The following is a 12,761-nucleotide window of genomic DNA, read 5'->3' as shown; positions in this document are numbered from 1 at the left end:
CGCCGTCACCGCTCGCGTCACGGCTTGGGCGCGCCCGCGGCCTTCTTGCGGGCGGCCTCGGCCTCGCGGGCGGCCTCGCGCTCGTAGGCGGCCTTGTTGTACGGCGTGCCCGATTCCTCCGCGACCTTGCGGACGATCGCCCAGTCCTTGAGGTAGGTGATCGGCGCGAACCGGTCGTCGCCCTCGAAATCCTTCACCATGTCGGGCGGGAAGCGGAAATCGTAGAAGCACTGCTTCAGCTTCTCGGCGAGTTCCGGCTTGAGATCGTGGGCGTAGGCGAAGCCCGAGGTCGGGAACTTCTCGCTCGTGTAGATCACCCGGTAATCGTCGCCCTTGATCGTGCCGCGGGCGACCATCCGGTAGAACACGTCCGAGGCCACCGGGGCGGCGTCGTAGTCGCCGGTGCCGACGCCCAGCGCCGACTTGTCGTGGCCGCCCGAGTAGATGAGCTTGTAGTCCTCGCCGGGCTTCAGCCCCTGCTCGGGAAACAGCGCCTTGGGCGCGAGGTTGCCGGAATTCGACGACGGCGCCGTGTGGGCCACGCGCTTGCCCTTGAGGTCGGCCAGCGTCTTGTACGGGCTGCTCGCCTTCACCACCACGATCAGGTTGTAGCCCTCGGCGCCCTTCTCGGTGCCCTTGGCGGCGAACGGCACCGCGCCGGCCATGTTCACCGCGAAGCCGAGCGGGCCGGTCGAGAAGCCCGCCACCGTGAGCCGACCCGAGCGCATCGCCTCGATCTCGGCCGAGTTCGACTGGACCGGGTAGTAGACGACGCGCTTGCCCGTGCACTGGCTCAGGTAGGTCGTGAACGGCTTGAACGAGTTCTCGTAGACCGCGGGATCCTCCACCGGCGTGTAGGCGAAGACGATCACGCTCGGGTCGCGGGTCTTGGCCGGGACGTCGGCGACGAGGTCCTTGTTGGCGTCGCAGTAGGCGTCGTCGAGCTGGCCGCGGTTGGGGCACTCGTCGGCCCTGAGGGGCGACAGGAAACCGAAGCCGCAGAGCAGCGCCAGGGCTGCGCCGTATCGGGCGATCGTCACGCGCTATCCTCCCTGCGGGGCCGTGCCTCGGGCCGGCGCCGTCATGTCCCGCCCGGTCCGGGCCGAGCTTGAGCCGGCAAAGGTGTAGGCGCCGGCTGACGGGAGACGCAAGGCGCGGCATCGAGCGGAAGTTGAGGGAAGCGGCGCGCTGACAGGGCGCCGCGGCCGTCCGGGCGGCCCGCGTCAGGGCGCGAGCCGCGTGAACACGTAGTCGTGGTCCCGGACATTCGCGCTGTGGCAGGCGAAGCAGGTCTCGTGCTGGGCCGCGTCCGCGGGCTTGCCGTCGACGAAGCGCCCGAACCCCCAGCCGCCCGTCGCCGCGTAGCGCCGCGAATCCTTCACCATGACCTGGATCGTCGTGGCGCCGCCGGGCACGAAGGCCGGGGCGAACTCCGCCGACGGCACCCGTGTCCAGGCGCGCTTCACCAGCACCGTCCCGTCCGGGAACGGCAGGGTGCCGGACCGGTAGGCGTCGAGCGCCCGCGCGTTGCCGACGACCGCGCGCAGCTCGTCGAGGGCCCCGGTCTCCTGCGCGACGCCGACGAGCTGCCAGTCGCGGTACCCGTCCGGGACGGTGACGCCGTAGATCGGCGAGGCCGCCGGGGCGGTCCCCGCCTCCACGGCGCGCACCGCGGAGCCGGCGAAGAATGGGCCTGCAGAGAGCAGGCCGGCAGCGAGCAGGGCCGGCAGCGCGACAGCCAGGAACCGCATGGCAACCTCCGTCATCGTCTCGGGATGGTCGTGTTTCCGGGGATGACCCGGCCGCGCCGGCGCGGTCAGGCCGCGGCCGCGTCGATCACGGCCTGCGCGAAGGCGCGCGGGGCCTCCTGCGGCAGGTTGTGGCCGATCCCGCCGGTGATCAGCCGGTGCGCGTAGCGCCCGGTAAACTTGGCCGCGTAGCTGGCGGGTTCGGGATGCGGGGCGCCGTTCGCGTCGCCCTCCAGGGTGATGGCCGGCACGCCGATCGTGGGCGCCTCAGCGAGGCGGCGCTCCAGCGCGTCGTACTGGCGCTCGCCCTCGGCGAGGCCCATCCGCCAGCGGTAATTGTGGATGACGATGCTGACGTGATCCGGGTTGTCGAGGGCCGGGGCGCTCCGCGCGAAGGTGGCGTCGTCGAAGCGCCAGCGCGGCGAGGCGGTCTGCCAGATCAGCCTGGCGAAGTCGGCGCGGTAGGCCTCGTAGCCGGCCCGCCCCCGGCTGGTGGCGAAGTAGAACTGGTACCACCAGGACAGCTCGGCCCGCGGCGGGAGCGGCTTCTTGCCGGCCTCCTGGTTGCCGATCAGGTAGCCGCTGACCGCCACCAGCGCCCGGCACCGCTCCGGCCACAGCGCCGCGACGATGTCGGCCGTCCGCGCGCCCCAGTCGAAGCCGCCCAGGATGGCCTGGGGGATCTTCAGGGCGTCCATCAGGGCGATGACGTCCACCGCGAGTGCCGCCTGCTCGCCGTTCCGGACCGTGTCCGATGCCAGGAAGCGGGTGGTGCCGTAGCCACGCAGGTACGGCACGATCACCCGGTGCCCGGCCGCGGTGAGGAGCGGCACGACCTCCGCGAAGGCGTGGATGTCGTAGGGCCAGCCGTGAAGCAGGATGACCGCCGGCCCGTCGGCGGGACCGGCCTCGACGTAGCCGACGTCGAGCACGCCGGCCTCGACCTGCTTCAGGACGCCCGGCATGACGCCGGGGACCGGGGCGCCGGGGGCCGGGGCACCCTGCGCCCGCGCGGTCCCGCCGACGCCGAGTTCGGCGAGGGCGGCGGTGGCTACCGCGCTCTTCAGGAGGCGGCGGCGGCTCCAGGCGGATGTGTCGGGATCGGTCTCGCGGGCCATGGACGGCTCCCTCGTCGGAAAGTCTTCGATGGAGCGAAACCTATCCCGATGTTCGACACCGCGCTTTGAGAGGGCCTTGAGGACACCTTCAGAGGCCCATGATTTATGCCCGCCCGGGCCCGTGCTAGAGCGCCCTCCGCCGCGGAGACCGGTTCGGTGAGCAGGGCGCGGAACGCGGACATAGCCCCGCCCAGGAACGCCCCGTGATCTACCGGTTCGGACCCTTCACCCTCGATTCCGCCCGGCGCGAGCTGAGCCGGGACGGCGCGGAGATCGCCGTCGAGCCGCAGGTCTTCGACCTCCTGCGCGTGCTCATCGAGCGGCGCGACCGGGTGGTCAGCCGCGACGACCTGCTGGAGGCGGTCTGGAACGGGCGCATCGTCTCCGAGGCGACCCTCGGCAGCCGGATCAACGCGGCCCGGACGGCGATCGGCGACACGGGAACCGGGCAGCGCTGGATCCGGACCCTCCCGCGCAAGGGCGTGCGCTTCGTCGGCGCCGTGCGGGAGGCCGCATCGGAGGTCTCGCCCGGGATCGCTCCGGAAGACGCGGCGGAGCCGGGCGTCACGTGGCGCGCCGGGCCGCGCTTGCCCGCGGTGGCGGTCCTGCCCTTCACCAACATGAGCGCGGATCCGGAGCAGGACTACTTCGCCGACGGGATGACCGAGGAGATCATCACGGCGCTGTCCCGCGTCAGCGGCCTGTTCGTGATCGCGCGCAACTCGACCTTCACCTACCGGGGCGCGGCGATCGACGTGCGCCGGGTCGGGCAGGAGCTCGGCGTCGGCTACGTGGTCGCGGGCAGCGTGCGCCGCGGCGGCTCGCGCCTGCGCATCACCGGCCAGCTGGTCGATGCCGGGACCGGCGCCCATCTCTGGGCCGACAGCTTCGACGGCGGTCTCGACGACGTCTTCGCCCTGCAGGAGCGGGTCGCCGCGCGCGCCGCCGCCGCGATCGAGCCGACCCTCCAACTGGCGGAGATCCGCCGGCTCGGCCGCGACGCGCCCGCCCATCCGGATGCCTACGACCGGCTGCTCCGGGCCAACGCCCGGCTCGCCGACTTCACCGCCGCCGGCATGGCGGCCGCGCTCGATCACCTGGACGAGGCCCTGGCGCTCGACCCGGGCTACGCACCGGCGATGGCCGCGGCGGCCTATTGCCGGGCGCAGTGCCACTTCCAGGGCTGGATCGCGCAGGGCGAGGCTGAGCGCGCGGCGGCCGTGCGGCTGGCCTGGGGCGCGGTCGAGCGCGCGCCCGGGGACGCGCAGGTGCTGTTCATGGCGGCCTTCGCGGTCTGGAACATGTCGGAGACCGGGCGGGACCGGGCGCGCGACCTGTTCGGCCGCGCGCTGCTCGTCAACCCGAACTCCGCCCTGGCGCTCACCCTCGCGGGCTGGATCGAGACCATGTGCGGCCGCGCCGAGGCGGGACGCGCCATGGTCGAGCGGGCGCTGCAGCTCAACCCGCGGGATCCGCGCGGCTGGCTGATGTCGGGCGTGATGGCGGTCGCGGCGGTGAGCGAGGCCGACTATCCCAAGGCGATCCGGTGGGCCGAGCGGGCGCTGGCGCAGAACCGGCGCTTCGCCGTCGCCCTGCGGGCGCTCGCCGTGGCCCATGTCGGGCTCGGCCAGCCGGAGCGCGCCCGGCAGGCGGTCGCCGAGCTCCTGGAGATCGAGCCCGAACTGACGGTCTCGGGCTTCCTGGCGCGGATCCCCTTCCCGGTCGCCGCGCTGGGGCAGCGATACGCCGAGGCGCTGGCCCTTGCCGGCCTGCCCGCCTGAGCGGGGCGACGGTCAGGCCCCTTCCCGTTCAGGTCCCTTCCCGGTTGAGCCGGACGACGAGCTGGTCGGCGAACTTGGCGGCGGCCACCGAGAGCGAGCGCCCGCGCAGCTGCGCCAGGACCAGCGTCATCGGGGTGAGATCGCGGGTGTCGATCGGCCGGCTGTGGAGGCGCGGGTCCTCCGGGATGCCGCTGGGTACCTGCAGGCTGACCACGTCCTCCCGCAGGGTGAGGTTGCGCAGGAACTCAAGCGAGCCCGACTCCACCACGGGCCGCAGCTCGACGCCCCGCCGGGCCAGCGCGTGCTCGATGTGGTGGCGGATGGCGAGCGACCGGTCGGGCAGCGCGAGGGCGTGCGCGAGGCAGTCGCGCAGGCGCACGGGCCCGCGTTCCGCCGCCAGCGCGTGGCCCCGACGCATCAGCGCGCACAGGGTCTGGTGGCCGGCATAGAGCGGGTGCAGCTCCGCCGAGGGCGGCGGCTGCAGGATCAGGGCGAGGTCGGCCTCGAAAGCCGCCAGGGCGGTGACCGCCTGGGCGTGGTCGCGGACCTGCACGGTGAAGCCGACCTGCGGAAACCGGGCGCGGTAGGCCTCGACCTCCTCGGGCACCACCTGGGTGACGAAGGCCTGGCTGCAGGCGAGCGCCACATGCCCCCGCCGCACGCCCGACAGGTCGGCGATCTGCGAGCGGACCCGGTCGAGATCGGCCGCCTGGTCGCGGATGTGCCGGGCGAAGAGCTCGCCGGCCGCGTTGAGCCGCATCCCCTGCGGCAGGCGCTCGAAGATCGGCGTGCCGAGCTCGTACTCGAGATCCTGGATCTGCCGCGTCAGGGCCGAGGGCGTGAGGTTCAAGCGCTCCGCGGCGCGCCGGATCGAGCCGGCGCGGGCGACCTCGGCGACGTAAGTGACGGTGCGCAGGTGCTTCACGCCCGCACCCTGCCCGACCGTTGCCCGCGAGGCAACGGCACGCTCAGAAAATAGCACTTCCTCGCAACAGGTGGTGCCCGTAGCGTCGGCACATCGGGACCCTGCAGGAGCCGTTCGATGATCCGCCGCCGCACCCTCCTGGCCGGTCTCGGGGCCGGCCTCGCCCTCGGCCCCCTGGCCCGAGTCCGCGCCCAGGGCGCCCCCATCACGATCCGGATGGGCTCGCTCAAGCTGATCCACTCGATCGCGCCGAGCTTCTACGAGCGCTTCACCCCCGCGGGCGTGAAGGTCGAGGTCGTGCCCTTCGAGAGTCCCACCGAATGCAAGAATGCGGTGGTCACCAAGTCGGTGGATTTCGGCACGTTCGGCATCGCCGCCGCGACGCTGGGCGCGGCCGCCGGCGAGCCGCTCGTGGTCATCGCCTCCACCTGCAACCGCGGGATGGCGGTGATCGCCAAGAAGGGCTCCGATATCCGCGCCATCAAGGACCTGCGCGGCAAGCGCGTCGCGATCTGGCCCGGCAGCACCCAGGAGGTCTTCGTCCTAGAGCGGATGCGCATGGAGGGCCTCTCGGTGAAGGACATCACCCCCGTGCGCGTCTCCTTCTCGGAGATGCACATCGCGCTCGCCCGCGGCGACGTCGACGCCTATGTCGGCGCCGAGCCGGGCCCCGGCGTCAGCCTCGCCTCGGGCGTCGGCCAGCTCGTCGAGTACCCCTACGGCACCGAGATGGGCGCGCTGAACATGGTGTTCGGCGCCCACCGCGACACGGTCGCCGAGCGCCCCGACCTCGTCCGGACCATGCTGGAGATCCACCGCAAGGCGACGGACTTCGCGGCCGGCGACCGCGACGCGATGATCGCCATGGCAGTGGCGAAGCTCGGGCAGAAGCGCGAGGCGCTCGAGCTCTCGGCCCCGAACGTCGAGCTGACCTGGCGCCTCGGGCCGAACGAGGTCCGACAGGCCGACGCCTACGCGCAGCACATGCTCGCCCTCAAGCAGATCAAGCGGCTGCCCGAGCCGGGGTTCATCGACACCCGCTTCGTCGACGCGCTGGGGCGGGCGTGAGCACCGGGATCGAGGCCGGCGCCCTGCCGGCGGCGGTGACGCCGGGCCCCGCCCGCCGGGCTGGATCCGGGCCCGGGCTCGCCCACCTGCGCCGGCTGGCGCTCGCCTGCGTGGTGCCGGCCGCACTCGTCGCGGTCTGGCAGATCACCACCGCGGGCCGGCCCTACAGCCTGATCCCGCCGCCCGCGGAGGTCTGGGCGGAGATGCGGGACCTCGCCGTCGGCGGCGTCAACGACGACGCGTTCAGCGGCACGCTCTGGACCCATCTCGCGGCGTCGCTGAGCCGGGTCTACGGCGGCTTCGCGCTGGCGGCGGCCGCCGCCCTGCCGCTCGGCCTGCTGATCGGCCGCGTTCCGCTGATCCGGGCGCTCCTCGACCCCGCGCTGCAGGTCCTGCGCCCTGTTCCGGTCACCGCGTGGCTGCCGCTGGCCATGATCCTATTCGGCCTCGGGCCGCGCTCGGCCTTCTTCCTCGTGTTCCTCGGGGCGTTCTACCCGATCCTGGTCAACACCGTGTTCGGGGTCCGCTCGGTGGAGCCGCGCCTGTTCGAGGCTGCCGCGATGCTGGGCTGTACCGGCCCGGCGCAGTTCGTCCGGGTCGTGTTGCCGGCGGCGCTGCCGTCGATCTTCACCGGCCTGCGGCTCGGCCTCGGCTTCGCCTGGGTGGTGATCGTGGTCGGCGAGATGACCGGGGTCCAGACCGGCCTCGGCGCGATCATCATGGAGGCGCGCCAGCTCTCGCGCACCGAGATCGTGATCTGCGGCATGGCGGTGATCGGGGTCGCGGGCTTCGTCTCCGACTGGCTGGTCATGCAGCTGGGCCGCCGGCTGCTCGCCTGGAGCCCCAACCATGGCTGACCCCACGATCCCGATCCTCGACATGCGCGCGGTCTCCAAGACCTACGCGGCGGGCGGCCGCCGGACCGAGGCCCTGCGCGAGGCGAACCTCACGGTGTCCCGCGGCGAGTTCGTCTGCCTGCTCGGCGCCTCGGGCTGCGGGAAGTCGACGCTGCTGCGGGTCGCCGCCGGCTTCGAGGCCCCGAGTTCCGGGCAAGCCCTGATGTGGGGCAAGCCGATCGCGGGGCCGGGGCCGAGCCGCGGGATGGTCTTCCAGGATTACGGCCTGTTCCCGTGGCTCACCGTGCGCGACAACATCGGCTTCGGCCCGAAGGCGCGCGGGCGGCCCGCCGCCGAGGTGCGCGACACCGCCGAGCGCTACATCGCCCTGGTCGGCCTCCAGGCCTTCGCCGACGCCTACCCGCACCAGCTCTCGGGCGGCATGAAGCAGCGCGTCGCCATCGCGCGGGTGCTCGCCAACGAGGCCGAGGTCGTGCTGATGGACGAGCCCTTCGGGGCCCTCGACGCCATGACTCGCGAGCGGCTGCAGGACGAGCTGCTCGACCTGTGGTCGCGGACGGGGCTGACGATCCTGTTCGTCACCCACGCCATCGAGGAGGCGATCTTCCTGGCCGACCGCATCGTGATGATGTCGCCCGGCCCCGGCCGGATCGAGGCGATCCATCCGGTCGAGCTGCCGCGGCGGCGCGACGTGTCGAGCCCGGCCTTCAACGACCTGCGCCGGATGCTCGCGGCCCAGCTCCACAGCCACCACGCCCCGCGGGCCGCTGCCTGATGGACACCGCCCCCGACGATCCCCGCCGGCCCGAGAACCGCCTCGCCTACCGCGCCGCCGTGGACCGGCCGCGCCTGACGCTGCCCGGGGGCCGGCACGTCGCCGTCTGGCCGGTGGTCAACGTCGAGCACTGGCTGATCGACCACCCGATGCCGCGCCAGATCCTGGCGCCGCCGACCGGGGCCAGCCTGCTGCCGGACATCCCGAACTGGGCGTGGCACGAGTACGGCATGCGGGTCGGCTTCTGGCGGTTCCTCGAGGCGTTCGAGAGCCGGGGCATCCGCCCGACCCTGTCGATCAACGGCTCGGTCTGCACGGCCTATCCGCGCATCGCCGAGGCCGCCCACGCGGCCGGCTGGGAGTTCATGGCCCACGGCTTCCACCAGGTCCCGACCCACAGGGTCGCGGACCAGCCGGAGATGATCGCCCGCACCGTCGCGGCGATCACCGGAACCACGGGGCGCCCGCCGCGCGGCTGGCTGGGGCCGGGCCTCACCGAGACCCTCGACACGCCCGACCACCTGCGCGCGGCCGGGCTCGAGTACGTCGGCGACTTCGTGGTCGACGATCGCCCCTGCCGGGTGGCGACGCGCACGGGCGACCTCGTCGCCCTCCCCTACTCGGTCGAGCTCAACGACATCCCGCTGCTGGCCATCCAGCACCACCGGGCCGACGAGTTCGTGGAGCGGGCGCTCGCCCATCTCGACCGGCTCGCCGCCGAGGCCGCCGGCTCCGGCCCCCTCGGCGGCGCCAAGGTGATGGGCTTCGCGATCCACCCCTACATCACCGGCGTCCCGCACCGGATCCACCTGCTGGAGCGGCTGCTCGACGCCATCCTGGCCCGCGACGACGCGGTGTTCATGCAGGGGGTCGAGATCCTCGACTGGTACCGCGCCACCGGCGACGTATCCTGAGCCGTCCGGGCGCATCGGGCCGCGGGGGAGGACGACCGTGCGATCCACCGCTGCACCTCGAGATGCGGGCGCGGGCAGGGCCTAGCCCCCCGCGCGCCGAATCCCCTCGCGCGCGAACTTGTCTGCCGACCTGAGAACGAGGAGCCGCCGTGCCCCCCTTCCCGACGATCCCGCTCCTGCACGCGGCCTACGCCGACGGCCTCGACCCGCGCGCCGTCGTGGCCGAGGCCTACCGGCGGCTCGCCGCGGTGGACGATCCCGGCATCTTCCTCGCGCTCGTCCCGGAGGCGGACGCCCGGGACGCCGCGGCGGCGCTCCCGCCCTTCGACCCCGCTACGATGCCGCTCTGGGGCGTGCCCTTCGCCGTGAAGGACAACATCGACGTCGCCGGCCTGCCGACCACCGCCGCCTGCCCGGACTTCGCCCACACCCCCGCCGAGACCGCACCCGCGGTGGCACGGCTCCGCGCGGCGGGCGCGATCCTGATCGGCAAGACCAACCTCGACCAGTTCGCCACCGGGCTGGTCGGCCTGCGCACCCCCTACCCGGCCCCGCGCAACGCGATCGATCCGGCCTACGTGCCCGGCGGGTCCAGCAGCGGCTCCGCCGTGGCGGTGGCCCACGGGATCGTCGCCTTCGCGCTCGGCACCGATACGGCGGGGTCGGGCCGGGTGCCGGCGGCGCTCAACAACGTCGTCGGGCTGAAGCCCTCCCTCGGGGCGATCTCCAGCCGCGGGATGCTGCCGGCCTGCCGGACCCTCGACACGCTCTCGGTCTTCGCCGGCACCGTCGCGGACGCCGACGCGGCCTTCCGGGTCATGCTGGGTCCGGACGGGGCCGATCCCTGGTCGCGGGCCCTGCCGGTGCCGGCCGCCCCCGCCGGCCTGCCGCCGGGCCTGCGCCTCGGGCTCCCGGACGCGGCGAGCCTCCGCTTCGGCGGCGACGGGCTCTCGGAGGCGGCCTTCGCGGCGACGGTCGCCGATCTCGAAACCCTCGCCGGGGCGGCGGCGCCGGTGGATCTCGCGCCGATGTTCGCCGTCGCGGCCCTGCTCTACGACGGCCCGTGGGTCGCCGAGCGCTACGCGGCGATCCGTGCGGTGATGGAGACGCGCCCCGAGATCCTGCACCCGACGACGCGGACGGTCATCGCCGCCGCCGAGCGCCACAGCGCCGCGGACGCCTTCGCGGGCCTCTACCGCCTCGCGGCGCTGCGCCGGGAGGCGGACGCGGTCTGGGACCGGATCGACGTCCTCGCCGTGCCGACCTACCCGCGCCCGCAGACCTGCGCGGCCCTGGCGGCCGACCCGATCGGGCCGAACAGCGAGCTCGGCACCTACACCAACTTCGTCAACCTGCTGGACTGGTGCGCCCTGGCGGTGCCGGGGCGGCCCCGCGCCGACGGCTTCCCCGCCGGGATCACCCTGCTGGCGCCGCGCGGCTCGGACGGGCTGCTCGCCGCCCTGGGCGCGCGCCTGCACGCGGCGTCCGCGCCGCGGATCGGCGCGGGCACGATCCCGGTGCCGACGGCGGAGCCGGGACCGGCCGCGGCCGGACCGGACGCGATCGAGCTGGCGGTCGTCGGGGCGCATCTCTCGGGGCTGCCGCTGAACCGCGAGCTCGCCGGGTGCGGCGCGCGCTTCCTGCGGGCGGTGCCGACCGCGCGGGACTATCGCCTCTACGCCCTGCCGGGCGGCCCCCCGCAGCGCCCGGGCCTGCTTCGGGTGGCGGCCGGCGAAGGCGCCGCCATCGAGACCGAGGTGTGGGCCCTGCCGCCCGCCGCGTTCGGACGCTTCGTCGCCGCCATCCCGGCGCCGCTCGGGATCGGCACCCTGCGGCTCGCCGACGGTACGGCGCCCAAGGGCTTCCTGGTCGAGCCGGCCGGCCTCGACGGGGCGGCCGAGATCACGCGCTTCGGCGGCTGGCGCGCCTACCTGGCCGACCCTGCGGCCGCGTAGCCTCCCGGGCCCGGGACTGACATCGGCCGCCGAAGGGAAACCGGCTCCGGCCCGTCACGCGGGGACAGGGCGCCCGCGCCGCTGCTAGGCTGCCGCCCGGTGGCGGAGGGCTCCGATGCAACGACCGATCCTGTTCCTGGCGGCCTGCCTGCTGGCCGGCATCCCGCGGGCGGTCTCCGCCGGGCCCGCGCCGGACGGCGTCGCCGATCTCGGCAGCTACGCCACCCGCGTGGAGATTCACCCGTTCGACAGCCTGACGCTGACCGACCGGCAGTTCCTCACCGGCACGTCCGAGGGGGCGAAGCCGGTCACGGTCGCGGGGCTCCTGCGCGTCGCCAAGGCGGGGACGGAGCGCCTGCCGACCGTGATCCTGATGCACGGCTCCGGGGGCCTGGGCGGGAACATCGAGTTCTGGCAGCGGGCGCTGGCGGCGCGCGGGATCTCGACCTTCGCCATCGACGGGTTCACCGGGCGCGGCCTGACCAGCGTCAACACCGACCAGAGCCTCCTGGCGCGCACGAACCTCATCCTCGACATCTACCGGGCGCTGGGCGTGCTGGCCCGGCATCCGCGGGTCGACCCGGCGCGGATCGCCGTGATGGGCTTCTCGCGCGGCGGGCAGGCCGCGCTCTACGCGAGCCTCAAGCGCTTCGACGCGGCCTGGAACCGCTCCGGCGTCACCCCCGCCCTCTACCTACCGGTCTATCCGGACTGCTCGATCCGGTTCCGGGACGACACCGCCGTCGTGGACCGGCCGATCCGGATGTTCGGGGGCAGCGGCGACGACTACAATCCCGCCGCGACCTGCGCGGCCTACGCGGAGCGTCTGAAGGCGGCCGGCGCCGATGTCGACCTGACCGTCTATCCCGGGGCGCAGCACGTCTTCGACAACCCGACCGGGCCGAGCCAGCCCGTGGTCGCCAGGGGCGCGCAGACCGTCCGCGCCTGCGCGATCCGCGAGGCGGCGGACGGCGCCCTCGTCGAGGGCGCGAACGCCGCGCCGTTCACCTATGCCGACCCGTGTGTGCAGCGCGACCCGCATATCGGCTCCGACGCCGCCGCCCGCGCCGCGGCCCTGTCGCGCGTCTCGGAGGCGCTCGACACGGCTTTCCGGGCGCGGTGAAGGACGCCGCGCAGCGCCGCGTCCTTGCCTGATCCTGCGGGCAGAGCCGCCGCGGGATCCGCCGCGTTGTCGCTGCCGCGGGCAACAGGACGATCAAACTGGGCGGCTCGCTCACGCTGCAGGTTTGAAGGCCCGAGACCGACGCCCAGCCGCTCTGCAGAGCCGTCCGACTCTCCCGGTGCAGCGACAGGACTCCCTGCCTGAACCTCGGCGATGCCGGTCGATCCGGGGCTTCAGCCTGCTTCAGTGCCAACCCGCTCAAGGTCCAGCGGATCGAGCCGGACGCGTCGGCGACACGAGACGGCCGCAAAGCCCAAACATAATGCAAATTGTGGCCCTATAGGCGCGGAAACGCCCAAAAAGGTGACTGTTCGCGGCAGGGAATCCGGCGAACGTCCCTGCTGCCCGAATTCGCCGAGACGATCGGATCGTTCCCTGTGCCGCGTGACACGATCGAACACCGGCGGACCGAAGTGTGGACTCCCTCTCTCATGATG

Annotated in this window: 11 protein-coding genes; 7 read left to right on the top strand and 4 right to left on the bottom strand. The window is 73.6% G+C overall.

The window, feature by feature from the left end; translation table 11 throughout:
* Positions 1-17 precede the first annotated feature (17 nt).
* The 3 genes from phnD to ME121_RS24665 all read right to left on the bottom strand — a co-directional run bounded on the left by phnD (position 18) and on the right by ME121_RS24665 (position 2,866).
* Positions 18-1,040 carry a phosphate/phosphite/phosphonate ABC transporter substrate-binding protein gene (gene phnD, locus ME121_RS24675; RefSeq protein WP_029360047.1) on the bottom strand — a complete coding sequence of 341 codons (1,023 nt, stop codon included), beginning with the start codon at positions 1,038-1,040 and terminating at the stop codon, positions 18-20.
* Positions 1,041-1,223: 183 nt separating this feature from the next.
* Positions 1,224-1,751 (bottom strand): cytochrome P460 family protein, encoded by a 528-nt coding sequence (locus ME121_RS24670; protein WP_024828720.1) that lies wholly within the window; start codon positions 1,749-1,751, stop codon positions 1,224-1,226.
* A 65-nt stretch (positions 1,752-1,816) separates the two neighbouring features.
* Positions 1,817-2,866 carry an alpha/beta fold hydrolase gene (locus ME121_RS24665; protein WP_053621458.1) on the bottom strand — a complete coding sequence of 350 codons (1,050 nt, stop codon included), beginning with the start codon at positions 2,864-2,866 and terminating at the stop codon, positions 1,817-1,819.
* A gap of 203 nt (positions 2,867-3,069) precedes the next feature.
* Between ME121_RS24665 and ME121_RS24660 the strand changes: the two genes are divergently transcribed.
* Positions 3,070-4,647, top strand: a complete 1,578-nt coding sequence (locus tag ME121_RS24660; RefSeq protein ID WP_059409786.1) for a winged helix-turn-helix domain-containing tetratricopeptide repeat protein — start codon at positions 3,070-3,072, stop codon at positions 4,645-4,647.
* A gap of 28 nt (positions 4,648-4,675) precedes the next feature.
* Here the strand turns inward: ME121_RS24660 and ME121_RS24655 are convergent, their stop codons facing one another.
* Positions 4,676-5,572: a LysR family transcriptional regulator gene (locus ME121_RS24655; protein ID WP_012321489.1), complete on the bottom strand. Its 897-nt coding sequence runs from the start codon at positions 5,570-5,572 to the stop codon at positions 4,676-4,678.
* 117 nt (positions 5,573-5,689) lie between these two features.
* Here ME121_RS24655 and ME121_RS24650 point away from each other — a divergent pair, with 117 nt between their 5' ends.
* From ME121_RS24650 to ME121_RS24625, 6 genes are all read left to right on the top strand, one after another.
* Positions 5,690-6,640 carry an ABC transporter substrate-binding protein gene (locus ME121_RS24650; protein WP_059409785.1) on the top strand — a complete coding sequence of 317 codons (951 nt, stop codon included), beginning with the start codon at positions 5,690-5,692 and terminating at the stop codon, positions 6,638-6,640.
* Positions 6,637-7,497 (top strand): ABC transporter permease, encoded by an 861-nt coding sequence (locus tag ME121_RS24645; protein WP_059409784.1) that lies wholly within the window; start codon positions 6,637-6,639, stop codon positions 7,495-7,497. The genes ME121_RS24650 and ME121_RS24645 overlap by 4 nt, the downstream gene beginning before the upstream one ends.
* Positions 7,490-8,272: an ABC transporter ATP-binding protein gene (locus ME121_RS24640; protein WP_012321486.1), complete on the top strand. Its 783-nt coding sequence runs from the start codon at positions 7,490-7,492 to the stop codon at positions 8,270-8,272. Before ME121_RS24645 ends, ME121_RS24640 begins: the two co-directional genes overlap by 8 nt.
* On the top strand, positions 8,272-9,186 hold the full coding sequence (locus tag ME121_RS24635; protein WP_059409783.1) for a polysaccharide deacetylase family protein: 915 nt from the start codon (positions 8,272-8,274) through the stop codon (positions 9,184-9,186). The genes ME121_RS24640 and ME121_RS24635 overlap by 1 nt, the downstream gene beginning before the upstream one ends.
* Before the next feature lie 149 nt (positions 9,187-9,335).
* Positions 9,336-11,141 (top strand): allophanate hydrolase, encoded by a 1,806-nt coding sequence (gene atzF / locus ME121_RS24630; protein WP_059409782.1) that lies wholly within the window; start codon positions 9,336-9,338, stop codon positions 11,139-11,141.
* A 115-nt stretch (positions 11,142-11,256) separates the two neighbouring features.
* Complete coding sequence (locus tag ME121_RS24625) at positions 11,257-12,264, top strand: dienelactone hydrolase family protein (protein WP_059409781.1); 1,008 nt, start codon at positions 11,257-11,259, stop codon at positions 12,262-12,264.
* Positions 12,265-12,761 lie beyond the last annotated feature (497 nt).

The sequence above is a fragment of the Methylobacterium sp. ME121 genome (assembly GCF_000974725.1).
GTDB lineage: Bacteria > Pseudomonadota > Alphaproteobacteria > Rhizobiales > Beijerinckiaceae > Methylobacterium > Methylobacterium radiotolerans.
Note: the sequence above shows the minus strand (reverse complement) of the source record. Positions and strands in the feature narration are given on the sequence as shown.